Origin of the sequence: Bacillus songklensis (assembly GCF_042649685.1) — a bacterium.
In the GTDB taxonomy this organism is placed as follows: domain Bacteria; phylum Bacillota; class Bacilli; order Bacillales; family Bacillaceae_H; genus Bacillus_BA; species Bacillus_BA songklensis.
Genome location: NZ_JBHRZT010000020.1, coordinates 17,315 through 43,037, shown reverse-complemented (window position 1 = coordinate 43,037; position 25,723 = coordinate 17,315). Strand labels below are relative to the sequence as shown.

23 protein-coding genes are annotated in these 25,723 nt (G+C 41.3%); all 23 read left to right on the top strand.

Translation table 11 applies throughout. The features are described from left to right. The first annotated feature begins 15 nt into the window (after positions 1-15). The gene (locus ACFOU2_RS03205; protein WP_377912130.1) at positions 16-780 is read left to right on the top strand and encodes a FliA/WhiG family RNA polymerase sigma factor; all 765 of its coding nucleotides are present in this window, start codon (positions 16-18) and stop codon (positions 778-780) included. A 28-nt stretch (positions 781-808) separates the two neighbouring features. After that, on the top strand, positions 809-1,372 hold the full coding sequence (locus ACFOU2_RS03200; protein ID WP_377912128.1) for a hypothetical protein: 564 nt from the start codon (positions 809-811) through the stop codon (positions 1,370-1,372). Between the two features lie 151 nt (positions 1,373-1,523). After that, positions 1,524-2,240 (top strand): 30S ribosomal protein S2, encoded by a 717-nt coding sequence (gene rpsB, locus ACFOU2_RS03195; protein ID WP_377912126.1) that lies wholly within the window; start codon positions 1,524-1,526, stop codon positions 2,238-2,240. 98 nt (positions 2,241-2,338) lie between these two features. Further along, positions 2,339-3,220 (top strand): translation elongation factor Ts, encoded by an 882-nt coding sequence (gene tsf / locus ACFOU2_RS03190; protein WP_377912124.1) that lies wholly within the window; start codon positions 2,339-2,341, stop codon positions 3,218-3,220. 100 nt (positions 3,221-3,320) lie between these two features. Beyond that, a complete protein-coding gene (gene pyrH / locus ACFOU2_RS03185; RefSeq protein ID WP_377912122.1) occupies positions 3,321-4,043 on the top strand; it encodes a UMP kinase in 723 nt (240 codons plus the stop codon). 2 nt (positions 4,044-4,045) lie between these two features. Beyond that, on the top strand, positions 4,046-4,603 hold the full coding sequence (gene frr, locus ACFOU2_RS03180) for a ribosome recycling factor (protein WP_377912120.1): 558 nt from the start codon (positions 4,046-4,048) through the stop codon (positions 4,601-4,603). A gap of 286 nt (positions 4,604-4,889) precedes the next feature. Continuing rightward, entirely contained in the window at positions 4,890-5,672 is a 783-nt protein-coding gene (locus tag ACFOU2_RS03175; protein WP_377912118.1) for an isoprenyl transferase, read from the top strand. A gap of 141 nt (positions 5,673-5,813) precedes the next feature. Then, entirely contained in the window at positions 5,814-6,602 is a 789-nt protein-coding gene (locus tag ACFOU2_RS03170) for a phosphatidate cytidylyltransferase (RefSeq protein ID WP_377912116.1), read from the top strand. A 31-nt stretch (positions 6,603-6,633) separates the two neighbouring features. Beyond that, a complete protein-coding gene (dxr, locus tag ACFOU2_RS03165; protein ID WP_377912114.1) occupies positions 6,634-7,788 on the top strand; it encodes a 1-deoxy-D-xylulose-5-phosphate reductoisomerase in 1,155 nt (384 codons plus the stop codon). Between the two features lie 6 nt (positions 7,789-7,794). Further along, positions 7,795-9,054, top strand: a complete 1,260-nt coding sequence (rseP, locus tag ACFOU2_RS03160) for an RIP metalloprotease RseP (protein ID WP_377912112.1) — start codon at positions 7,795-7,797, stop codon at positions 9,052-9,054. A gap of 275 nt (positions 9,055-9,329) precedes the next feature. Next, on the top strand, positions 9,330-11,033 hold the full coding sequence (locus ACFOU2_RS03155; protein WP_377912110.1) for a proline--tRNA ligase: 1,704 nt from the start codon (positions 9,330-9,332) through the stop codon (positions 11,031-11,033). Between the two features lie 142 nt (positions 11,034-11,175). Then, positions 11,176-15,489, top strand: a complete 4,314-nt coding sequence (locus ACFOU2_RS03150) for a PolC-type DNA polymerase III (RefSeq protein ID WP_377912108.1) — start codon at positions 11,176-11,178, stop codon at positions 15,487-15,489. Between the two features lie 177 nt (positions 15,490-15,666). After that, a complete protein-coding gene (rimP, locus tag ACFOU2_RS03145; RefSeq protein WP_377912106.1) occupies positions 15,667-16,134 on the top strand; it encodes a ribosome maturation factor RimP in 468 nt (155 codons plus the stop codon). Positions 16,135-16,165: 31 nt separating this feature from the next. Beyond that, the gene (nusA, locus tag ACFOU2_RS03140) at positions 16,166-17,290 is read left to right on the top strand and encodes a transcription termination factor NusA (RefSeq protein WP_377912104.1); all 1,125 of its coding nucleotides are present in this window, start codon (positions 16,166-16,168) and stop codon (positions 17,288-17,290) included. A gap of 13 nt (positions 17,291-17,303) precedes the next feature. Next, positions 17,304-17,585, top strand: coding sequence for an RNase P modulator RnpM (rnpM, locus tag ACFOU2_RS03135; protein WP_377912102.1), 282 nt, complete (start codon positions 17,304-17,306; stop codon positions 17,583-17,585). Further along, positions 17,585-17,887, top strand: a complete 303-nt coding sequence (locus ACFOU2_RS03130) for a YlxQ family RNA-binding protein (protein ID WP_377912100.1) — start codon at positions 17,585-17,587, stop codon at positions 17,885-17,887. Before rnpM ends, ACFOU2_RS03130 begins: the two co-directional genes overlap by 1 nt. Positions 17,888-17,906: 19 nt before the next feature. Continuing rightward, positions 17,907-20,078, top strand: coding sequence for a translation initiation factor IF-2 (infB, locus tag ACFOU2_RS03125; protein ID WP_377912098.1), 2,172 nt, complete (start codon positions 17,907-17,909; stop codon positions 20,076-20,078). Next, on the top strand, positions 20,075-20,353 hold the full coding sequence (locus tag ACFOU2_RS03120; protein WP_377912096.1) for a DUF503 domain-containing protein: 279 nt from the start codon (positions 20,075-20,077) through the stop codon (positions 20,351-20,353). The genes infB and ACFOU2_RS03120 overlap by 4 nt, the downstream gene beginning before the upstream one ends. Before the next feature lie 14 nt (positions 20,354-20,367). Further along, positions 20,368-20,733, top strand: coding sequence for a 30S ribosome-binding factor RbfA (rbfA, locus tag ACFOU2_RS03115; RefSeq protein WP_377912094.1), 366 nt, complete (start codon positions 20,368-20,370; stop codon positions 20,731-20,733). Positions 20,734-20,951: 218 nt separating this feature from the next. Next, positions 20,952-21,869 (top strand): tRNA pseudouridine(55) synthase TruB, encoded by a 918-nt coding sequence (gene truB, locus ACFOU2_RS03110; RefSeq protein ID WP_377912092.1) that lies wholly within the window; start codon positions 20,952-20,954, stop codon positions 21,867-21,869. Positions 21,870-21,905: 36 nt separating this feature from the next. After that, positions 21,906-22,886 carry a bifunctional riboflavin kinase/FAD synthetase gene (ribF, locus tag ACFOU2_RS03105; RefSeq protein ID WP_377913546.1) on the top strand — a complete coding sequence of 327 codons (981 nt, stop codon included), beginning with the start codon at positions 21,906-21,908 and terminating at the stop codon, positions 22,884-22,886. Between the two features lie 126 nt (positions 22,887-23,012). Beyond that, positions 23,013-23,282: a 30S ribosomal protein S15 gene (rpsO, locus tag ACFOU2_RS03100; RefSeq protein WP_377912090.1), complete on the top strand. Its 270-nt coding sequence runs from the start codon at positions 23,013-23,015 to the stop codon at positions 23,280-23,282. Positions 23,283-23,419: 137 nt separating this feature from the next. Further along, positions 23,420-25,537: a polyribonucleotide nucleotidyltransferase gene (gene pnp, locus ACFOU2_RS03095; RefSeq protein WP_377912088.1), complete on the top strand. Its 2,118-nt coding sequence runs from the start codon at positions 23,420-23,422 to the stop codon at positions 25,535-25,537. Positions 25,538-25,723: the final 186 nt, after the last annotated feature.

The following is a 25,723-nucleotide window of genomic DNA, read 5'->3' as shown; positions in this document are numbered from 1 at the left end:
GGAAGGAGAGAGTTTATGTCACGTATGTCAACGACTGATGAACAACAATATTGGCAAAAATGGATACACTCACGCGATTCTCATGCAGGCAACGCATTAGTTCAAACATACATGCCGCTTGTCCATTATCATGTTCAGCGAATTTCGGTTGGGTTACCTAAAAGCGTAAATCGGGACGATTTAGTCAGCCTAGGGTTAGTCGGATTATACGATGCACTTGAAAAATTCGACCATGAACGAGAACTAAAGTTTGATACATATGCTTCATTTCGAATACGCGGCGCGATTTTAGACGGGTTGCGTAAAGAAGATTGGCTGTCAAGAAGCGCGAGAGAAAAAGCAAAAAAAATCGAAGCCGCTTCAGAGCGATTAGAGCAGAAATATTTGCGAAGTGTGACAACAAAAGAGATTGCAGGAGAGTTGGGTTTGTCGGAAGATGAAGTCATTCAAACGATGAATGAAGGTTTTTTTGCAAATATATTGTCCATGGAAGAGCAGCCCAAGGATTTGGAAGACCATGAAAACCAATCCTTCTCGTTGAAGGATGAGAAAACGTTAACACCAGAAGAAGACATATTAAGAGAAGAGTTGTATCGTGAGCTCATTGAGGTGATCAACCAATTAAATGAAAAAGAACAGCTCGTTATTTCTCTGTTTTATAAAGAGGAATTGACTTTTACAGAGATTGGACAAGTACTTGGATTGTCGACTTCCCGCATCTCTCAAATTCATTCAAAGGCATTGTTTAAAATGCGGAACATTTTAGGGAAAATCATGTAAGGAAGATCAATTGTAAGAGGGTAAAAACATGTTGGCATGGATCCTGATTGGCAGTTTTGTGTTACACGGTTTATCTCTTTTATCTATCGTCGTCTTGTATACACGCCTTTCACGCTTAAAAGAAATGGAACAAAAACAATCGGCGATGATGAAGGAAATAGAAGAGGTTGTTTCATCTTATTTGATGGAAATGAAAGAACAAAATGATGAATTCATTCAAAAATTTCAACAAATAAAACGGAGTCAATCCCCAAAACTGAAAATAAAAAAAACACCCGAAAAGGAAAGATCGGCCTTTGAAGATGTGAGTATACCGACAGATCAAGATTTTCAGCATTTGTTGAGAGCACAGGTGCAGGAAAATCAATCGGAGGCCAATCACGGCCGGCCGCTTATTCGGAATAACAAGATTCAAGAAAATGATCATTTGCTTTTGGAACAAATAAACATTAAAGACCTCACACCACAGCAAATAAAAAAAATGGCCATTTCGTTGCAAAAAGAAGGTTTAACAATAGAAGAAATTGCTAAATATTTACATAGAGGGAAAACAGAAATCGAATTATTGCTTGTTTTCAACAAGAATCGTTAATTTTAACTTGCTTGTGAATTTTGAGTATGCTATATTTGTTCATGGTGTTAATACACACGTTCATGGATTCAGACAACGGTGCTGCCTGTGCAGTCTTGGCTGAAAATGAAATGAGCGGAGGATAATCAAAACCATTTTAGGAGGAAGAATCATGTCAGTAATTTCAATGAAACAATTACTTGAAGCTGGTGTTCACTTCGGTCACCAAACACGCCGTTGGAACCCAAAAATGAAAAAATACATTTTCACAGAGCGCAATGGTATCTACATCATTGACCTTCAAAAAACTGTGAAAAAAGTAGAAGAAGCGTACAACTTCGTAAAAGAGCTCGCTGCTAACAACGGCACTATGCTTTTCGTTGGTACGAAAAAACAAGCTCAAGATTCTGTTAAAGAAGAAGCTGAGCGTTCAGGTATGTACTTTGTAAACCAACGCTGGTTAGGTGGTACTTTAACAAACTTCGAAACCATTCAAAAGCGTATCAAACGTCTAAAAGACATTGAAAAAATGCAAGAAGACGGCACTTTTGATGTTTTACCTAAAAAAGAAGTTGTTCAGCTTAAGAAAGAATTAGAGCGTCTTGAGAAGTTCTTAGGCGGTATCAAAGATATGAAGCAGCTTCCAGATGCATTATTCATCATCGACCCTCGCAAAGAGCGCATTGCAGTGGCTGAAGCGAAAAAATTAAACATTCCTATCGTTGGTATCGTTGATACAAACTGCGATCCAGACGAAATCGATTATGTTATCCCTGCAAACGATGATGCAATCCGCGCTGTTAAGCTTTTAACTTCTAAAATCGCCGATGCAATTTTGGAAGCTAAACAAGGTGAAGAAACAGCAGCAACTGAAACAACTACTGCTTAATGAACGAAAGGTGATAAGAGGGGATAGCCTTTTATCACCTTTTTTTAAGAAAGATTCATCACTTTTATATACATAATCCACTAAGGAGGAACTTAAACATGGCAATTACTGCACAAATGGTAAAAGAGTTACGTGAAAAAACTGGCGCTGGTATGATGGATTGCAAAAAAGCATTAACTGAAACTAACGGTGACATGGAAAAAGCTATTGACTACCTTCGTGAAAAAGGTATCGCAAAAGCTGCAAAAAAAGCTGACCGTATCGCTGCGGAAGGTTTAGCGGTTATCGAAGTTTCCGGCAACGACGCTGTTATCTTGGAAGTAAACTCTGAGACCGACTTCGTTGCGAAAAACGAAGGTTTCGTACAATTAACAAAAGAATTAGCTGCTCATCTTTTAGCACACAAGCCTGCTACTGTTGAAGAAGCGTTAGAACAAAAAATGGACAACGGTTCAACTGTTCAAGAGCACATCAACAACGCAATCGCAAAAATTGGTGAGAAGTTATCTCTTCGTCGCTTCGAAATTCTATCAAAAACAGATGCTGATGCATTTGGCGCTTACTTACACATGGGCGGCCGTATCGCAGTATTAACTGTACTAGAAGGTACAACTGATGAAGCCGCTGCTAAAGATGTATCAATGCATATCGCAGCAATCAACCCTAAATACGTTTCCCGTGACCAAGTTTCTGCAGAAGAAACACAGCGTGAGCGTGAAGTATTAACTCAACAAGCTCTTAACGAAGGTAAACCTGAAAACATCGTTGCGAAAATGGTAGAAGGCCGTTTAAGCAAATTCTTCGAAGACATTTGCTTACTAGACCAATCTTTCGTTAAAAACCCAGACCAAAAAGTTCGTCAATTCGTTGAATCTAAAGGCGCAACTGTTAAAACTTTCGTTCGTTACGAAGTAGGTGAAGGTATCGAAAAACGTCAAGACAACTTCGCTGAAGAAGTAATGAGCCAGGTTAAAAAATAAGACTAACATAGCTTAATAAAACAGGGAACACAGTGTTTGACCATGTGTTCCCTGTTTTTGAAAAAATGCGTTTTGCATTCATGACGATGGAGGTTTATTCATGAGTAATGCTAAGTACAAACGAATCGTGTTAAAGCTGAGCGGGGAAGCGCTAGCGGGAAAACAAGGCTTTGGAATCAATCCGGAAATCATTAAATCAATCGCAAAGCAAGTAAAGGAGATTCAAGAGCTTGGCGTTGAAGTAGCAGTTGTTGTAGGCGGCGGTAACATTTGGCGCGGCAAAATCGGCAGTGAAATGGGTATGGATCGTGCAACAGCGGACTATATGGGAATGCTCGCAACAGTCATGAACTCATTGGCTCTTCAAGACAGCTTAGAGAATTTCGGTGTGGAATCTCGCGTGCAAACATCGATTGAAATGCGCCAGGTAGCAGAGCCATACATAAGACGCAAAGCAATTCGTCATTTGGAGAAAAAACGCGTGGTCATTTTTGCGGCTGGTACAGGGAATCCTTATTTTTCTACGGATACAACTGCGGCTCTTCGTGCCGCGGAAATTGAAGCCGATGTGATTTTAATGGCGAAAAATAATGTAGACGGCGTTTACAACGCTGACCCGGCTAAAGTGCCTGATGCAGTGAAATACGACTCATTATCTTATATTGATGTATTAAAAGAAGGGTTGGCTGTCATGGATTCTACAGCTTCTTCATTATGTATGGATAATCATATTCCTTTAATTGTCTTCTCCATTATGGAAGAAGGAAACATTAAACGCGCTGTTTTAGGCGAAAATATCGGAACAATTGTAAGGGGGAAATAAACATGCCAAAACAAGTATTACAAAGCGCAAAAGAAAAAATGGAAAAAGCGATCAAAGCATATACACGTGAATTATCAACAGTGCGTGCCGGTCGTGCTAATCCATCTTTACTTGAAAGGGTAACAGTTGATTATTACGGTGCTCCAACTCCAATTAACCAATTAGCATCGATCAGCGTTCCTGAAGCTCGCTTATTAGTGGTTCAGCCTTACGATAAGTCTCAATTAGGCGAAGTTGAAAAGGCAATCTTAAAATCTGACCTTGGCCTTAATCCTACAAATGACGGCTCAGTTATCCGCATTGCCATTCCAGCGTTAACAGAAGAACGCCGCCGTGAGCTTGTGAAAGTTGTTAAAAAGTATTCTGAAGATGCAAAAGTAGCTGTTCGTAACATCCGTCGTGATGCAAACGATGATTTGAAAAAATTAGAGAAAAACGGTGAAATTACGGCAGATGATGTTAAAGGCTACGGTGAAGATGTGCAAAAGCTGACTGACGAGCATATTGCGAAAATCGACAGCATTACAAAAGATAAAGAAAAAGAAATCATGGAAGTTTAATCTTTTTCACTGTAAAATATTATGTAAAAGACCCTCTATTGTTTACAGGGGGTTTTTTTGTTAATAATGTAAAGTAAGAAAAAGAACGATGCTCATCACATAACGGATAGTTAAAGGTCGAAGGCTAAGAATGCGACGTCCTGTCAGGAACGCCGCAGCCCTAGGCATCTTGCGGGAGCGTCTTTGATGATGCATTCTGTAAATCCCGAGTCTTCGTAAGCACGTCCTGTGTGTTGAAGGAATCTTTTTCTGAATTTACGATAGTTGCATAACGGGGGACCTTTAGATGCTAAAAAAATTTCAACGTTGGAAGAAAGAGGAACAAATAGGTGAGAGGCCTTTAAGCGACAGAAAAAAAGAATTGCTTAATTACGAAATTCCCAATCATATCGCCATCATTATGGATGGAAACGGGCGCTGGGCCCAAAAACGCTCCCTTCCTAGAATAATGGGACATCATGAGGGCATGAAAGTTGTTCGCCGTATCACAAAAGTGGCGAACGAACTTGGCGTGAAAGCATTGACTCTATACGCATTTTCGACAGAGAACTGGAAAAGGCCGAAAATGGAGGTCGATTTTCTTATGAAGCTGCCGGAGGAATTTTTAGGAACATTTCTGCCTGAACTCATTGAAGAAAATGTTCAAGTGCGTATCATGGGAAATAAAGATGAGCTTCCGTCTCACACACTGCGTGCCGTAGAAAAGGCAATGAACGAAACAAAGAATAATACCGGCTTGATTTTAAATTTTGCCTTGAATTATGGAAGCCGTTACGAAATGGTAGAAGGCATAAAAAAAATAATAGCCGATTATGAGCAAAATAATCTTAAGCTCGATGATATCAATGAAGATTGCTTCTCGTCCTATTTAATGAGCAAGGAGCTGCCTGATCCGGATCTTTTAATTCGCACGAGCGGCGAACTGAGATTAAGTAACTTTATGCTTTGGCAGCTGGCTTATACAGAGTTTTGGTTCACAGATACCTTATGGCCGGATTTTGGAGAAGAGGACTTTGTGGAAGCGATTGAAGATTTTCAAAACAGAGGTCGTCGTTTTGGAGGGATATAAAGTGAAACTTCTATTAGTAGGGAGTCTTGTTGCCTATTGATAGTTAGTTGAACTAATCGGCTCTTACGGGCGGTTATCTCCACTTGAAAAAACAAATGTTTACCGCCTCTTAGAGCCGGATAAAAGGATGTTGAATAGAAGATGAAACAAAGGATTATAACGGCTGTCGTCGCGGCAGCGGTCTTTTTACCAATTGTTTTTTACGGTAGACTACCGTTTACTTTGCTTGTTTATCTCCTCGGAACGATAGGAGTCCTTGAGCTGTTGAGGATGAAAAAAATTGATTTATTTTCTTTTCCTGGCTTTTTAAGTCTTGTCCTTTTATGGGTTTTTCTTATTCCGAGAAGAAGTGATTCAGTCTTAATCATGTTTAGCGATTACAAGGTGGAAATCGCTCTATTTGCGGTATTGCTGCTGCTCACGTATACAGTATTGATTAAAAATAAGTTTACGTTTGATGACGCGGCCTTCGTTATGCTGGCCACCATTTATGTCGGAATGGGTTTTTACTATTTCATTGAAATACGTCAGATTGGTCTGGTCTATGTGTTTTTTGCTCTGTTTATCATTTGGGCGACTGACTCTGGTGCTTATTTTATCGGCCGCGCTATGGGAAAAAACAAACTTTGGCCTGAGATTAGTCCCAATAAAACAATAGAAGGTTCTCTTGGTGGTGTGGGATGTGCCATTTTAGTTGCCGTTATATTCCAACTGTTCGCCCCGGTCGAAGAGTCCATCATACAACTGCTGATTATAGCAGTTGTGCTATCTGTATTTGGACAAGTGGGGGATTTAGTTGAATCAGCCTTCAAACGTCATTACGGGGTCAAAGACTCAGGGAGAATCTTACCTGGACACGGCGGTATTTTAGATCGCTTCGACAGTTTACTGTTTGTGTGGCCTATTCTGTATTTCTTGATGATGTTTTAAAGTCGCTGAATGTTAATAGGAGTGAAAGAGATTGAAACGTATTGCTTTATTAGGTGCCACAGGGTCCATTGGACAGCAAACATTGGATGTTATTCGATTGCACCCTGAACAGTTTCAGTTAGTATCCATGTCTATTGGACAAAATATCGAGGAAGCTAAAAAGATTATCAAAGAGTTTTCGCCGAAGGTCGTTTCTGTTTTAAAAAAAGAAGATAGAGATGCATTAAATTTGGAGTTTGACCATATTAGTTTTGTATATGACGAAGAGGGATTAATAGAAGTGGTTTCCCATCCAGATGCCGATATAGTCGTCACGGCAGTCGTTGGGAGTGTGGGATTAGTTCCGACGCTTGAAGCTATTAAGCTTGGGAAAACGATCGCCTTAGCCAATAAGGAGACGCTTGTAACCGCTGGCCATATCGTGATGGAAACCGCGTCAAAATACGAAGTTTCCATTTTGCCTGTAGACAGTGAACATTCTGCCATTTATCAATGTTTGCAGGGGGAACGAGAAAAGGCGATTGAACGTATCATTTTAACTGCTTCCGGTGGAAGTTTTCGTGATAAACGGCGGGAAGAGTTAGAAGGTGTAACAGTTTCGCAGGCACTCAACCATCCGAATTGGTCAATGGGAGCTAAAATTACCATCGACTCGGCAACGATGATGAATAAGGGATTGGAAGTCATCGAAGCACACTGGTTATTTCAAATGCCATACGAAAAAATAGACGTTGTATTACATAAAGAAAGCATCATTCATTCTATGGTGGAATTTCAGGACACAAGTGTGATTGCCCAACTGGGAACCCCTGATATGAGAGTGCCCATCCAATATGCTTTAACGTATCCAGAACGCATGGCGTTTCCGCAAACAAAACGTTTGAATTTATGGGAAATAGGCACGCTGCATTTTTCAAGAATGGATTTTGAGCGTTTTCGCTGCTTAGCCTTTGCATTTGAAGCCGGAAAGCAGGGAGGGACCATGCCTACTGTTTTGAATGCAGCAAACGAAGAAGCTGTAGATGCGTTTTTAAAAGAGAAATTAACCTTTTTACAAATCGAGGATGTACTGCAGGAAGCGTTGGAAAGCCATACTATCGTTCAAAATCCTTGCTTGGATACAATTAAAGAGGTAGATTCAAAAACAAGAGATTTTGTTAAATCTCTAATCTTAAAAAGGGGGTAACGCCCGTTGGATACAGTTATTGCATTTATTGTCATCTTTGGTGCTCTCGTATTTTTTCATGAATTGGGGCATTTAGTATTTGCTAAACGAGCTGGTATTTTATGCCGGGAGTTTGCCATTGGATTTGGACCGAAAATCTTTTCATTCCGCAAAAACGAAACGGTCTATACGATTCGCCTTTTGCCGCTTGGGGGATTTGTGCGAATGGCGGGTGAAGACCCGGAAATGATTGATGTGAAGCCAGGGCAAATGGTAGGTCTCTTGTTTAATAAAGAAGGACAAGTAAATAGAGTGATTATTAATTGCAAAGAGCAATATCCGGATGCAAAAATCATAGAAGTTGAACAAGCGGATTTAGAGCATCAAATGTATATTTCAGGATATGAGGCTGATGAAGATGAACGCCTCCAGCGTTTTGAAGTGAGCGAGGAATCTTTTTTCATCATGGATGGTGAGGAAACCCAAATCGCTCCTTATAACCGCCAGTTTGCTTCTAAAACGTTAGGGCAGCGGACAATGGCCATCTTTGCAGGTCCGCTGATGAACTTCGTCCTTGCCTTTTTTATCTTTTTGGTGATTGGCCTTATGCAAGGCTACACCGTAGATAAGCCCATTATCGGTCAATTGACAAAAAACGGCTCTGCTATTGAAGCAGGCTTAAGACAAGGAGATATTGTACAGGCAATTGACGGTGAAAGTGTTCATTCATGGAAAAAAGTAGTTGAGACCATTCAAAACCATCCGAATGAAGAACTAATTTTTACTGTAACAAGAGATAACGAAACATTGGACATCTCTGTTACCCCTGAAGAGAAAAAAGTGGGAGAACAAACGATCGGCTTAATCGGTGTTTATCCGCCAATGGAGAAGTCGTTCTTTGGAGCAGTGAAAAATGGAGCACTTGAAACGTATACTTGGTCCAAAGAAATCGTGGTAGGGCTAGGGAAGTTGATTACTGGTCAATTCTCGATCGATATGCTTTCTGGTCCTGTAGGAATTTATGTTTCGACCGAGCAAGTAGCTCAATCCGGCATTTATTATTTAATGAAATGGGCTGCGGTATTAAGTATTAATCTTGGAATTGTTAATTTGCTGCCGGTTCCGGCACTTGATGGGGGACGCTTGACGTTCTTTGCAGTTGAGGCAGTTCGCGGCAAACCGATTGACCGTCAAAAGGAAGGAATGGTTCATTTCATCGGTTTTGCTTTATTAATGCTGCTGATGCTTGTTGTAACATGGAATGATATTCAGCGTTTCTTCTTATAAAGGAAACTTCCATCAGCGGGGATTTTACTGCCCGTTAATGGGGGATAAAATGAAGGGACTTGTTAAAGAGCCGTGTAGAGGGCTGTATGATCGGCTCATTGGTGGAAATCAGCCATTTCGCACCAATGAGCCAAAAATCAATAATAAACTTTAATATGGCAGAAATAAAAAAAGCTTGATTTTTTCTATGCATCATTCAAAATGAATGTGAAGCAATTACCTTACTTAAACAATGTAACAGAGAGATATTTGGAGAGTTGAAGAGGTGCACATAAATGAGACAAAGTTCTAATTTAATTCCAACATTACGCGAAGTGCCGGCTGATGCTGAGCTTAAGAGCCATCAATTGTTGCTTCGTGCCGGCTTCATGCGTCAAAATGCAAGCGGTATTTACAGCTTTTTACCGCTTGGTTATCGTGTTCTTCGCAAAGTAGAACAGATTGTACGTGAGGAAATGGACCGCGCAGGTTCTGTAGAGTTGTTGATGCCTGCTTTGCAGCAAGCAGAATTATGGCAAGAGTCCGGCCGCTGGTACTCATATGGTCCTGAATTGATGAGAATGAGAGACCGTCATAACCGTGAGTTTGCATTAGGGCCGACACATGAGGAAGTCATTACGAGCCTAGTGCGTGATGAGGTCAAGTCATATAAGCGTCTTCCGTTAAATTTATACCAAATTCAAACAAAATTCCGTGATGAAAAACGCCCTCGATTTGGATTGTTACGCGGGCGCGAGTTTGTCATGAAGGATGCGTATTCATTCCACGCCTCAAAAGAGAGCTTGGATGATACGTATAACAAAATGTACGAGGCGTACAGCCGTATTTTTGAACGCTGCGGCTTGGACTTCCGTGCCGTTATTGCTGACTCGGGAGCGATAGGCGGTAAGGATACGCATGAATTCATGGTGCTTTCGGATGTAGGGGAAGACACAATCGCCTATTCCGATACGTCTTCATATGCAGCCAACATTGAAATGGCAGCTGTCACCGCAACGTATAATAAGGAAAATGTTCCTGCGGAAACGTTGGAAAAAGTTGAAACACCGACACAAAAATCGATTGAAGAAGTATCTGCTTTCTTAAATGTAGAAGCATCAAAATGCATTAAGTCCCTATTGTTCAAAGTCGATGACCGCTTTGTTCTTGTGCTTGTTCGCGGTGATCACGAAGTGAATGATATTAAGGTGAAAAATTACTTTGAAGCATCAGTGGTGGAACTTGCAAGTGTGGAAGAAACAAAAGAAATCATGGGCTGCGAAGTGGGCTTTTTAGGTCCTATTTCTGTTTCAGAGAAAGTTGAGATTGTTGCCGATCATGCAGTGCAGGCAATGGTCAACGCTGTGGCAGGAGCTAACGAGGCGGGATATCATTATAAAAATGTAAACCCCGATCGTGACTTCCATGCTGTCTATACGGATATCCGCTTCATTCAAGAAGGCGATCCATCTCCGGATGGACAAGGTGTCATCAAATTTGCTAAAGGTATTGAAGTAGGTCACGTATTCAAACTTGGTACAAAGTATAGTGAAGCGCTGGAGGCGACGTACCTGGATGAAAACGGACGTACCCAGCCAATGATCATGGGCTGTTACGGAATTGGTGTTTCCCGTACAGTTGCAGCGATTGCGGAACAATTCAATGATGAAAACGGTCTTGTATGGCCTGTTGCTGTTGCTCCTTATCATATTCATTTAATTCCAATTAATATGAAAAGTGAAGAGCAAAAAGAATTGGGAGAAAAGCTTTATAAAGATTTATTAGGAAAAGGCTATGAAGTGTTGATGGATGACCGAGCGGAACGTCCGGGCGTTAAATTCGCCGACTCTGATTTGATTGGAATTCCGGTTCGTGTTACAATCGGTAAACGTGCTGCTGAAGGTATCGTAGAGGTAAAAGTACGCAATACAGGGGAATCAATGGAAGTATCTGTTGATGAACTGACTAATACGTTATCGTCCTTATTAGAAGTGAAATAACAATAAGAGAGAGTGAACCGTCGTGTGAAATCGAGTGAATGAAAGGTTTCATTGACGGTTCATTTCATTGAAGCAGCCTTTATCATGATTTCAGGAAGTTTTAATGTTTCATTTAAAAAGATTTTTTTGGGGAGGGAGACTTATGGAAGGCTTAACGCGTGAACAAAAAGAACGATTTCAGCTTCTGCTCCAACAGCTTGAATTGACGAGTGATGAAATGATGCCTTACTTTGAACAAGCGGGAATTGAAAAGCTCGTGATTCATAGAGAACAGAAGCAGTGGCATTTTCAGTTTGTGTTAAAACAAATCCTGCCTTTTTCGGTTTATGAGTTATTTCTAACGAGACTTCGAACTAAATTCTCCCACATTGCGAATGTATCGTTTTCAATCAGAACACCTGTAAAGGAATGCCGTGAAGAAGATATACAGGCATATTGGCAGCACTGTGTGATGGAGTTGCAAGGCATTTCTCCGATGCTGCATGCTTTACTGAAGGATCAAATGCCTACTCTTAATGGCATAAAATTGCAGCTGCAAACAAGAATTGATACAGAAGCCCAAGCCATTAAGAGAAAATATGGACAACTAATCATTGATCAATATTGTGCATACGGGTTTCCTGCCCTGCAGCTTGTAACAGAAGTCGTTCATTCCGAAGAAGCCTACAATCAATTTGTGGAAAGAAAAAAACAAGAAGATCAAGAAAAAGTATTAGCCGCTATTACAGAAATACAGGCGAAAGAGCAAGAAAAAGCGGGAGAATCAGCTGCTGAACTGTCAGGTCCGCTTACAATCGGTTATTTAATCAAAGACGAAGCGGTACGAATCGATTCTATTTTTGATGAGGAAAAGAGAATTTCGGTACAAGGATATGTGTTTGACGCGGAAACGAGAGAGCTGCGAAGCGGTCGAACATTATTGACTTTTAAAATTACCGATTATACGAACTCTATTATGGTCAAAATGTTTTCCCGTGATAAAGAAGACATTCCGTTATTGAATGCGGTTAAAAAGGGAATGTGGCTAAAGGTTCGCGGCAGTGTGCAAAATGATACGTTTGTAAGAGATCTAGTAATGATTGCCAACGATGTGAATGAAATTAAACCGGACGAACGCGAAGATACCGCGCCTGAAGGCGAAAAGCGCGTCGAGCTTCATTTGCATACGCCGATGAGCCAAATGGATGCGGTAACTTCCGTCAGCAAGCTGATTGGCCAGGCTAAAAAATGGGGACATTCAGCGGTTGCCGTAACCGATCATGCGGTGGTTCAATCATTTCCAGAAGCGTATTCGGCTGCCAAGAAAAATGGAATCAAAGTGTTATACGGTATTGAGGTCAATTTAGTGGATGACGGTGTTCCGATTGCCTATAATCCAACGAAACGAAATTTGGCCGATGCAACGTATGTTGTATTTGACGTGGAAACAACGGGATTGTCAGCGGTCTACGATACGATTATCGAATTGGCTGCAGTGAAAGTAAAAGAAGGAGAAATTATTGATCGCTTTGAATCGTTTGCTAACCCGCATCATCCGCTGTCAGCAACGACAATTGAATTAACGGGCATAACAGATGATATGGTGCAAAACGCTCCGGAAGTAGCAGAAGTGCTGCGCAAATTTCATGATTGGATTGGTGACGATATCCTCGTAGCTCACAACGCAAGCTTTGATATGGGTTTTTTAAATGTAGGACTGCAAAAGATAGGCATGGATAAAGCTGCCAACCCTGTCATTGATACGCTGGAATTAGCCCGCTTTTTATATCCAGAAATGAAAAATCATCGTTTAAATACATTGGCGAAAAAGTTTGATGTTGAATTAACACAGCATCACCGTGCCATTTATGATGCGGAAGCGACTGGTTACTTGCTTGTCAAAATGCTAAAAGACGCAATGGAACGTGAAATCACTTCTCATGACCAGTTCAATGATTATATGGGACAAGGAAATGCATATCAGCGTGCAAGACCTTATCATGTGACAATCTTGGCGAAAAACGAAACGGGGTTGAAAAATTTATTCAAACTTGTTTCAATTTCTCATATTGATTATTTCTATCGTGTACCGCGCATCCCTCGTTCAAAGCTTGTCAAACTTCGTGACGGACTTTTAGTTGGAACGGCTTGCGACAAAGGTGAAGTGTTTGAGGGCATGATGCAAAAATCGCCTGAGGAAGTGGAACAAACAGCGGAGTTTTACGATTATATCGAAGTACAGCCTCCTGCTAATTATGAGCACTTAATTGAGCTGGAACTTGTACGGGATAAGCAAGCGCTGCGCGAGATTATTACGAATATTGTTAAGCTTGGGGAAAAATTAGACAAGCCGGTGGTGGCGACAGGAAATGTTCACTACTTAAACCCAGAAGACAAGATTTACCGCAAAATTTTAGTTAGCTCACAAGGCGGGGCCAATCCGCTCAATCGCCATAAACTCCCGGATGTGCACTTTAGAACGACAGATGAAATGTTGGAGTGTTTTTCATTTTTGGGGGAAGAGAAAGCAAAAGAGATTGTTGTGGCAAACACACAAAAAATAGCTGAAATGATTGAAGAAGTCAAACCGATTAAAGATGATTTATATACGCCAAAAATCGAGGGCGCGGATGAAGAAATGCGTCAAATGAGCTATGCAATGGCAAAAAGTATTTACGGTGATCCTCTCCCGGAAATCGTGGAAGCACGACTTGAAAAAGAGCTGAAAAGTATCATCGGTCATGGATTTGCCGTTATTTACTTAATCTCCCATAAACTTGTAAAAAAATCACTCGATGACGGATATCTGGTCGGTTCCCGCGGATCGGTCGGTTCTTCCTTTGTTGCCACGATGACCGAGATTACAGAAGTCAATCCGCTGCCGCCGCATTATATTTGCCCAGCGTGCAAGCACTCTGAATTCTTTAATGACGGTTCGGTCGGCTCAGGGTTCGATTTGCCGGATAAAGACTGTCCAAATTGCGGTACGGCTTATAAAAAAGATGGACATGATATTCCATTTGAAACATTCCTTGGATTCAAAGGGGACAAAGTTCCTGATATCGACCTTAACTTCTCAGGTGAATACCAGCCGCGTGCCCATAACTATACAAAGGTGTTGTTCGGAGAAGATAATGTATATCGAGCAGGTACGATTGGTACAGTAGCGGAAAAAACAGCGTACGGCTACGTAAAAGGTTATGCAGGTGACCATAACCTTCATTTACGGGGAGCGGAAGTGGATCGCCTCGTAGCGGGGTGTACGGGCGTTAAACGGACAACGGGCCAGCACCCGGGTGGAATTATCGTTGTACCGGACTACATGGATATTTTTGATTTTTCCCCTATTCAATATCCGGCAGATGCGACTGGCGCAGAATGGAGAACGACGCACTTTGATTTCCACTCCATTCATGATAACTTATTAAAGCTTGATATTCTCGGACACGATGATCCGACCGTTATTCGCATGCTTCAGGACTTAAGCGGAATCGATCCAAAAACGATCCCGACCGATGATCCGGAAGTGATGAAAATTTTCAGTGGTACCGAATCACTCGGTGTAACGGAAGAGCAAATTATGTGTAAAACCGGAACGCTCGGTATTCCAGAGTTTGGGACTCGGTTTGTTCGCCAAATGTTAGAAGATACAAAGCCAACGACCTTCTCGGAGCTTGTGCAAATTTCCGGATTGTCGCATGGAACGGACGTATGGCTGGGAAATGCGCAGGAGCTTATTCAGAATGGTACATGTACACTGTCCGAAGTAATCGGATGTCGTGATGACATCATGGTGTACTTGATTTACCAGGGACTTGAGCCGTCCCTTGCCTTTAAAATCATGGAGTCGGTACGTAAAGGGAAAGGGTTATCTCCTGAGTTTGAAGAGGAAATGATTAAAAATGGTGTACCGGATTGGTATATAGATTCTTGTAAGAAAATTAAATACATGTTCCCGAAAGCCCATGCTGCTGCGTATGTATTGATGGCTGTACGTATTGCGTATTTTAAAGTGCATCATCCGCTCCTTTATTACGCTTCTTATTTTACGGTACGTGCAGATGATTTCGATATAGATACGATGGTGAAAGGTTCTACAGCCATTCGTGCCAAAATCGAAGAAATTAACGGAAAAGGCCTTGATGCCTCACCAAAGGAGAAAAGTTTGCTTACGGTTCTGGAGCTGGCTCTTGAAATGTGTGAGCGTGGTTTTTCGTTCCAGAAAGTTGATTTGTATCGTTCAAGTGCAACAGACTTTATCATTGATGGCAACTCCTTGATTCCGCCATTCAATTCCATCCCGGGTCTTGGAACAAATGCGGCATTAAACATCGTAAAAGCAAGGGAAGAAGGAGAGTTCTTATCAAAAGAGGACTTGCAGCAACGCGGTAAGGTTTCAAAAACGATTCTCGAGTATTTAGATAACCATGGCTGCCTGGAATCCTTGCCTGATCAGAACCAGCTATCGTTATTCTAATTTGCATAAAAAGGATGAGTATGTTATAGTAATTATGGAAATGCTAAGAATGACGAAGCCAAAGAGTGGGGAAACCCACTCTTTCCTATTGTTATCGTTTAATATGTTTCCCTGCTCATTTGGCAGGGAATTTTTATCAAAAAGGGCATATGGGGTGTCGTTAAAAGGAGGAATACAATGAGTAAAGTAACAGAGATTGTTGAAGGATTAGTGACACCTATTTTAAATGATATGAATTTGGAGCTTGTAGATATTGAATACGTAAAAGAAGGTAAAGATTGGTTCTTGCGCGTATTTATTGATTCAGAAACAGGAATTGATATTGACGAATGTGCCCTGGTAAGTGAGCGTCTTAGTGAAAAAATGGACGAACATGACCCGGTTCCGCACAATTATTTTTTAGAAGTATCATCGCCTGGTGCTGAACGTCCGTTAAAAAAGCAAGTGGACTTCGAGCGTTCAATTGGCAAGAATGTATACATAAAAACATATGAACCAATTGGTGGAGAAAAAGAGTTTGAAGGCGAGCTCACGGCTTTTGATGGGCAAACTATCACTATTACAATCAAAATCAAAACGCGAAAGAAGACGATTGAAATTCCTTATGAGAAAATAGCCCTTGCAAGGCTGGCGGTCGTTTTCTAAGCTTAATCAAGTACATAAAGGGGGAATAAATATGAGCAGCGAATTACTCGATGCCCTGGATTTATTGGAAAGAGAAAAAGGCATTGGTAAGGAAGTCATTATTGAGGCCATTGAAGCAGCGTTAATTTCTGCTTATAAACGAAATTTCAACCAGGCACAAAACGTGCGAGTTGACTTGAATTTAGAAAAAGGAACCATGCGTGTGTTTGCACGTAAAGATGTAGTAGACGAAGTGTTTGATCCAAGATTGGAAATCTCGGTGGAGGAAGCACAAAGAATCAATCCGAACTACCAAGTAGATGACATTGTGGAAATCGAGGTAACACCAAAAGATTTCGGCCGTATTGCAGCGCAAACAGCGAAACAAGTTGTGACTCAGCGCGTGCGTGAAGCGGAGCGCGGTGTTATTTATTCCGAGTTTGCTGACCGTGAAGAAGATATTATGACGGGAATTGTGCAACGTCAGGATTCACGTTTCATTTATGTAAGCTTAGGGAAAATCGAGGCGCTGCTTCCATTAAACGAGCAAATGCCAAACGAACAATATAAGCCGCATGACCGCATTAAAGTATACATTACAAAAGTAGAAAGAACGACAAAAGGGCCGCAAATTTATGTGTCCAGAACACATCCAGGTCTTTTAAAACGTTTATTCGAAAAAGAAGTGCCGGAAATTTACGACGGTACAGTAGAAATCAAGTCTGTATCACGTGAAGCTGGGGACCGTTCGAAAATCTCCGTTCATTCTGATTTGGCAGATGTAGATCCGGTAGGTGCATGTGTTGGGCCGAAAGGCCAGCGTGTTCAAGCAGTTGTTAACGAATTGAAAGGCGAAAAGATTGACATTGTTCGCTGGTCAAAAGATCCGGTCGAATTCGTGGCGAATGCATTAAGTCCTTCCAAAGTGCTCGATGTCATTGTGGATGAGGGAGAAAAGGCAACAACTGTTATTGTACCGGATTATCAGTTGTCATTGGCAATCGGTAAAAAAGGACAAAATGCTCGTTTAGCGGCGAAATTAACAGGCTGGAAAATTGATATTAAGAGTGAATCAGAGGCGGAACAAGAAGGCATTTATCCAAGAATGTTCGAACAAAAAGACCTGACTGAGCAAGAAGATGAAGTATTCGATACAATAGAAAACGAAATCGAATAAGAGGTGAAACCGGGTGAACAATCGTAAAAAAGTACCAATGCGCAAGTGTGTGGCTACACAAGAAATGAAGCCTAAAAAAGAGCTTGTACGAATCGTTCGCTCGAAGGAAGGCGAAGTCTCAATAGATTTAACTGGCAAAAAGTCTGGTCGCGGCGCTTATTTAAGCAAAGATAAAGATGCCATTTTGCTTGCGAAGAAGAAAAACACCTTAGCTAACCATTTAGGTGCTCAGGTTAGTGATGAGATTTACGAACAGCTGTTAGAGCTCGTGGAAAAGGAGAAACAGGCGAACTAATGACACAAGAACAATGGCAATCTTTTTTGGGACTAGCAAATCGAGCGCGAAAAGTCATTTCAGGTGAAGAACTTGTTATCAATGAGGTGCGGAAAAACAAAGCCAAATTGGTTTTGGTGTCAGCAGATGCGTCGGCTAATACGATTAAAAAAATATCCGACAAATGTTTGTTTTATAAAGTCCCTCTCAAACAAGTACCGGATCGCTATGCACTTGGGCAGGCAATCGGCAAGGATGCACGTGTGGTCGTTGCGATCGTAGATGAAGGATTTTCGAAAAAAATGATGACAATGCTCGATTAATTTTTTTGGGGGTGAAAGTATGAGCAAAGTTCGTGTATACGAATATGCAAAAAAACATAATCTTTCAAGTAAAGATGTGATCAACAAGTTAAAAGAACATGGTGTAGAAGTATCTAATCATATGGCAACCGTTGAGCCGGATGCGGTAAAAAAATTGGATTCTTTTTTCTTGAAAAATGATAAAGAAGAGAAAAAAGCAGGGAATTCCAATGCAGCTCAAGGTGTGGTTAAACAAACACTAAAAAGCTATGAAGAAGAAGATGTTCCTGCTGCAGGGGAAGAGAAATTCGGTAAAAAGAAACCTCAAGCAAAAGGGAATGCATCTAACGATAAAAAGCCTTTCAACAGAGGCAACAACAATCGAAACAATAAAAAGGGCAAAAGACCTCAGCATCAGCAAACACAACACCAGCCTCAACCACGAAAAGAAAAGCCGCTTCCAGAGAAAATCACTTTCTCAGAAAGCTTAACCGTTGCAGAATTAGCAAAGAAATTAGGCAAAGAGCCGTCTGAAATCATTAAAAAACTTTTCCTTTTAGGTGTCATGGCTACCATCAACCAAGAGCTTGACAAAGATGCGATTGAGCTAATTGCAGGCGAGTACGGAGTAGAAGTAGAAGAAGAGATTGTAATCAATGAACAAGAATTTGAAACAATTGAAATCATCGATGATGAAAAAGACCTTCGCGAACGTCCGCCGGTTGTGACAATCATGGGTCACGTTGACCACGGTAAAACAACGCTTCTTGATTCTATCCGCAATACAAAGGTAACAGCAGGCGAAGCGGGCGGAATCACACAGCATATTGGGGCATATCAAGTAGAAGTCAACGGCAAGAAAATTACGTTCCTTGATACACCTGGTCACGCAGCCTTTACGACAATGCGTGCACGCGGCGCTCAAGTAACAGATATCACCATCCTTGTTGTGGCTGCTGATGACGGCGTTATGCCGCAAACGATTGAGGCGATCAACCATGCAAAAGCAGCCGAAGTGCCAATTATTGTGGCGGTAAACAAAATTGATAAAGAAACGGCTAATCCTGATCGTGTCATGCAAGAGTTAACGGAACATGGAATCGTTGCGGAAGCTTGGGGAGGCGACACTATTTTCTGTCCGCTTTCAGCACTAACAGGTGAAGGTATTGATAACTTGCTTGAGATGATTCTTCTTGTGAGTGAAGTGGAAGAATTTAAAGCAAATCCAAATCGCCGTGCGTTGGGTACAGTAATTGAAGCGCAATTGGATAAAGGACGCGGTTCTGTAGCAACGTTACTAGTGCAAAACGGTACATTGCGCGTTGGGGATCCGATCGTTGTAGGTAACACATTCGGTCGTGTTCGCGCCATGGTTAATGATCTTGGCCGCCGTGTGAAAGAAGCAGGTCCTTCTACTCCTGTTGAAATTACAGGATTAAACGAAGTACCACATGCAGGCGATCGCTTCATGGTATTTGAAGATGAGAAAAAAGCCCGTCAAATCGGTGAATCACGTGCTCAGAAACAATTACAAGAGCAGCGCGGCGAGAAATCTCGCGTTAGCCTTGAAGATTTATTCGAAAAAATTAAACAAGGTGAAATGAAAGATCTTAACGTGATCGTAAAAGCCGATGTACAAGGTTCTGTCGAGGCATTAGCGGCATCATTACAAAAAATTGAAGTGGAAGGCGTAAACGTTAAAATTATCCATACAGGCGTAGGGGCTATTACGGAGTATGACATTATGCTGGCAAGTGCATCCAATGCCATTGTGATTGGTTTTAACGTCCGTCCGGATGTAAATGCTAAACGTGTAGCGGAGGCCGAAAAGGTAGACATTCGTTTACACCGCATTATTTACAAAGTAATTGAAGAAATTGAAGCGGCAATGAAAGGGATGCTTGATCCGGAATTCGAGGAGAAAGTCATCGGCCAGGTCGAAGTACGTACAACATTTAAAGTATCTAAAGTTGGTACGATTGCCGGAAGCTATGTGACAGAAGGTAAAATTACTCGTGACAGCAGCATCCGCTTAATTCGTGACGGTATCGTTATCTTCGAAGGTGAAGTGGACGCGCTGAAACGTTTTAAAGATGATGCAAAAGAAGTTTCTCAAGGATATGAATGTGGTATTACGATTAAAAACTTCAATGATATTAAAGAAGGAGATATCATTGAAGCGTACGTAATGGAAGAAATTGAGCGCAAATGATTGGATATGTTGAGTGCGAGTGCATCATTTATGATGCAGGGTCTCTTAAAGAAAAGCGCGCGGTTCTTCAGCGAATCATCATGAGGTTGAAGCAGCGCTATAATATATCAGTCTCAGAACTGGATTATCAGGATACCTGGCAACGCACCAAGATTGGAATGGTAGCCATTTCATCAGCACGGCAAACAACGGAAAAAGAATTGCAGCAAGCGTTGAACATGATTGATTCTTTTCCCGAAATTGAACGTGCGGCGACATCGTTTGAGTGGTTATAAGTGAGGTGATAGGGATGAAGTTAAGACCAACCAGAGTTGGCGAACAGATGAAAAAAGAATTAGGGGAAATCATCAGTCGCAAAATTAAAGACCCTCGCATCGGCTTCGTTACAGTAACGGACGTACAAGTGACAGGAGACTTGCAGCAGGCAAAAGTGTTCATCTCTGTGTTAGGAGATGAAGAACAACGCCAAAATACGTTGAAAGGATTGGCGAAAGCAAAAGGCTTTATTCGATCTGAAATCGGCCAGCGTATCCGTCTGCGTAAAACACCTGAAATCATTTTTGAATTTGATGAGTCAATCGACTATGGAAATCGTATTGAATCATTGCTCCATGAAATTCAAAAAGAGAAAAATGATGAGCAAGATGAACAATAAATGACATAAAGGAATGGTCCCTACATCCTTTCTTTGAGGATAGGAGGATCATCCATCCGAAAAGGACCTTTCGCGTTGACTTGTTGATAAAACAGGTTTTAAGAGAAAGGTCCTTTTCAAATAAATAACAAAAACGAAAGCTATGAAAGAACATGGTACATACATCTTGTAAAGTCGCAGCATACATGACATCATACATAAAAAAGGAGTGCAGCAGAGTGGAAGGCGTATTAGTGCTGAATAAACCAAAAGGATTCACATCCCATGACTGTGTGTTTAAAGTACGTAAACTGTTGAGGACAAAAAAAGTAGGACACACGGGTACATTGGATCCGGATGTAACAGGTGTGCTTCCCATCTGTATTGGAAGGGCGACAAAAATTGTGGAATATTTAACGGCGGCAACCAAAACATATGAAGGAGACGTGACGATCGGTTTCTCTACAACAACAGAAGATGCTTCCGGTGAATTGGTAGAGAAGAAAGCGGTAACGTCTCCTATCACAAAGGAGGACATTTTAGGTGTATTGCAATCTCTGACCGGCACGATTGAACAAACACCCCCTATGTATTCCGCGGTAAAAATAAACGGGAAGAAGCTATACGAATATGCGCGTGCCGGCATAGAAGTGGAACGCCCGACAAGAGCCATTACCATTCATGAACTGACATTGCTTGATGGGCGGCAAGTGTTCGAAGGAGAGACGATTTCGTTTCGCTTTCGAGTGACATGCAGTAAAGGAACGTATGTAAGAACGCTTGCAGTCATGATTGGAGAAAAACTAGGCTATCCCGCCCATATGTCCGATTTAATCCGTACCGCTTCGGGCCCCTTTACTTTAGATGATTGCCTGACGTTTGAAGAGATTGAAGAATATGTGGAAAAGCATGAGATTCAGCAATATCTCCTTCCTATTGAAAAGGCGCTTTTTCATTTGCCGAAACTGCAAATAAATGATAAATTAGCAGAGAAAGTAAAAAATGGCGCAGTGCTGCCTAAGCCTGAGGATATGGATATAGACATAGAGCAAGGCCCATTTTTAATGATTGATTCGACCGGAACATGTTTAGCCATCTATGAAAAGCATCCACAAAAGGAAGGCTTAATTAAACCAACAAAAGTATTAGCGATTTAACTTTCATTGTTGGGAAGAGGAAAGGTGACGGGAACTTTGGTAACAATCGAAATTCAGCATCCACATCATTTCAGCCGTGAAGCAATGTCTCCTTCAGTCGTGGCGTTAGGATATTTTGACGGGGTTCATTTGGGACACCAGCACGTTATTTTAACGGCGAAAAAGATTGCGGAACAAAAAGGTCTCTCGAGCGCCGTTATGACTTTTTACCCGCATCCTTCAGTAGTCCTTGGCAGGGACGTCAAGCATGTTGAGATGATTACGCCGCTGCCTGATAAAATAAAGCAAATTGAAGAGTTAGGAATCGATATTTTATATTTGATTCATTTTGATAAAGATTTTGCAGGCTTACTTCCCCAAGAGTTTGTAGACCAGTATGTCATTGGTTTAAATATACAGCATGTTGTGGCAGGCTTTGACTACACGTACGGTAAGCTTGGAAAAGGTACAATGGAAACCATGCCGTTCCATTCACGGAATCGATTCACTCAAACGATAGTAGAAAAATTGACAAGCAAACATAATGAAAAGGTTAGTTCCACACTTATTCGCGATTGTTTGAAAGAAGGAAAAGTAGAAGAACTCCCTTCCTTATTAGGAAGACATTATACAGTAAAAGGAAAAGTCGTCCATGGTGACAAACGGGGAAGAACCATTGGCTTTCCGACGGCAAACATTGAATTGAGCGATCAATATTTGATTCCAAAAGTGGGCGTTTACGCCGTTGAAATGCTTGTAAACGATACATGGTATGAAGGGGTTTGTAATGTGGGATATAAGCCCACTTTTCATCAGCATCTGGATAAACCAACGATTGAAGTTCACCTTTTTTCCTTTAAGGAAGATATTTATGATCAAGATGTGATGGTAAAATGGCACAAAATGCTCCGTACGGAGAGAAAATTCTCCGGTATAGAAGAGCTGGTTAACCAAATTTCTTTTGATAAGCAACAGGCAGAGACGTATTTTTCTTTGAATTTAAGGAAATCATTGCTAAAAAGTGTACAAAATAAATAAAAAACTTGCATTTATAAAATAAACATAGTATGATATCAAATGTATGTTAGATAACCGTTTCTTGGCATTGCGATTCACCAACGCTATGCTAGGTAACCGGGGTTTAAAATTAAGGAGGTGAATAGGATGGCAATCACAAAAGAGCGTAAAAACGAAATCATCAGCCAGTTCAAAACTCATGAGAGCGACACTGGTTCACCAGAGGTTCAAATCGCTGTCCTAACAGAAGAAATCAATAAGCTAAATGAACACTTGCGTACTCACAAAAAGGATCATCACTCTCGTCGTGGTCTTTTAAAAATGGTCGGTAAACGTCGTAACTTACTTAACTACTTACGTAATAAAGACGTAACTCGTTACCGTGAGTTAATTAACAAACTTGGTTTACGTCGATAATTGTAAAAAAGCGGGATTTTTCCCGCTTTTTTAGTATGTACATTTTACATAACGTGAAATAGATTTCTGATTTTGTCCATAATAACAAATAGTTGTTTTAGATTAGATACATATAGTAGAGAGGGGCACTCGTGAATATGGAACACGAAAAACAAGTATTTTCCATTAATTTAGCAGGCCACCCGCTGACGGTTGAAGTCGGCCAGCTTGCCAAGCAAGCAAACGGTTCTGCATTAATTCGTTACGGAGATACGGTTGTATTAAGCACAGCCACTGCGTCAAAGGAACCGAAAAGTGTAGACTTTTTCCCGTTAACTGTAAACTATGAAGAGAGACTCTATGCGGTTGGTAAAATCCCGGGTGGATTTATTAAGCGTGAGGGAAGACCGAGTGAAAAAGCGATTTTAGCGAGCCGCCTAATCGATCGGCCGATTCGTCCTTTATTCGCGGATGGTTTCCGAAACGAAGTTCAAGTCGTTAGTGTGGTAATGAGCGTGGATCAAAACTACTCCTCCGAGGTAGCGGCGATGTTTGGCTCATCACTTGCTCTCTCCATTTCTGATATCCCATTTCAGGGTCCGATTGCCGGTGTAATCGTTGGTCGTGTAGACAATGAATTCGTTGTTAACCCGTCTGTTGAACAAATGGAGAAAAGTGACATTCACCTTGTCGTAGCAGGAACAAAAGATGCCATTAACATGGTAGAAGCAGGAGCTGATGAAGTACCGGAAGAAATCATGCTTGAAGCAATCATGTTTGGGCATGAAGAAATCAAGCGTTTAATTGCATTCCAGGAGGAGATTGTAGCGGCAGTCGGCCGTGAAAAAATGAAAGTGCGGTTATACGAAACGGATAAGGAACTTGAAGCACAAATCCGTGAAATGGCTGAGCAAGATATTAACCGTGCTGTTCAGGTTGTGGAAAAACATGCGCGTGAAGAAGCCATTAATGCTGTAAAAGAAGATATAGTTGGAAAATTTGAAGAACAAGAAGCGGACGAAGACACTCTAAAACAAGTAAAAGAAATTTTGTCTAAGCTGGTGAAAGAAGAAGTGCGCCGCTTAATTACCGTGGAGAAAGTACGTCCGGATGGCCGTAAAATAAACCAAATTCGTCCTCTTTCTTCAGAAGTTGGATTATTGCCTCGCACGCACGGCTCCGGGCTATTCACACGGGGACAAACCCAGGCGCTCAGCATTTGTACGTTAGGTGCATTAGGTGATGTTCAAATTTTGGATGGCCTTGGAATCGAAGAGTCTAAACGTTTTATGCATCATTATAATTTTCCTTCATTCAGCGTAGGGGAAACAGGACCAATGAGAGGACCTGGCCGTCGTGAAATCGGTCATGGTGCGTTGGGAGAACGTGCCCTTGAGCCTGTAATCCCATCCGAAAAAGACTTCCCGTATACAATCCGCCTTGTATCAGAAGTATTAGAATCAAATGGTTCCACTTCTCAAGCAAGTATTTGTGCAAGTACCCTTGCCATGATGGATGCAGGGGTGCCGATTAAAGCACCAGTTGCGGGTATTGCGATGGGTCTTGTGAAATCCGGCGAGCATTACACGATCTTAACAGATATCCAAGGAATGGAAGATCATTTAGGAGATATGGACTTTAAAGTAGCGGGTACATCCAAAGGTGTAACAGCCCTTCAAATGGATATCAAAATTGAAGGATTATCCCGCGAAATTTTAGAAGAAGCATTGCAACAGGCAAAAGAAGGCCGTATGCATATTTTAGAGCATATGTTAACGATCATTGATAAGCCAAAAACAGAACTTTCTGTATACGCACCGAAAATTTTAACGATGACGATTAACCCTGATAAAATTCGCGATGTCATTGGGCCGAGCGGTAAACAAATCAATAAAATTATTGAAGAAACCGGCGTCAAAATTGATATTGAGCAAGATGGTACGATTTTCATTTCTTCTGTCAACCAAGAGATGAATCAAAAAGCGAAAAAAATTATCGAAGATATTGTTCGTGAAGTGGAAGTTGGCCAAATGTATTTAGGAAAAGTGAAACGAATTGAAAAGTTTGGTGCTTTCGTTGAACTATTCAGTGGAAAAGATGGTCTTGTGCATATTTCCGAGTTGGCTGAAGAACGAGTAGGCAAAGTGGAAGATGTTGTGTCCATCGGTGATGAAATTTTAGTCAAAGTTATGGAAATCGATAAGCAAGGACGTGTAAACTTATCGCGTAAAGCAGTACTAAAAGAACAAAAAGAGCAAAAAGAAGCTCAACAATAATAAACAAAAAGTCGGGAAATCCCGGCTTTTTTTGACTGCATAAAAGGCGGAGACTGTACGGATGAGCCTCTACGGCCATTTTGCTTCTTCGGGCAGAGTCAAAAAGCGGCACCCTGTCTTTCAGTCGTTTCTCCCTTGTCCATGTTCTACCTTGTCCCCTCCATACATATTTTTTAGTAAGAGGAG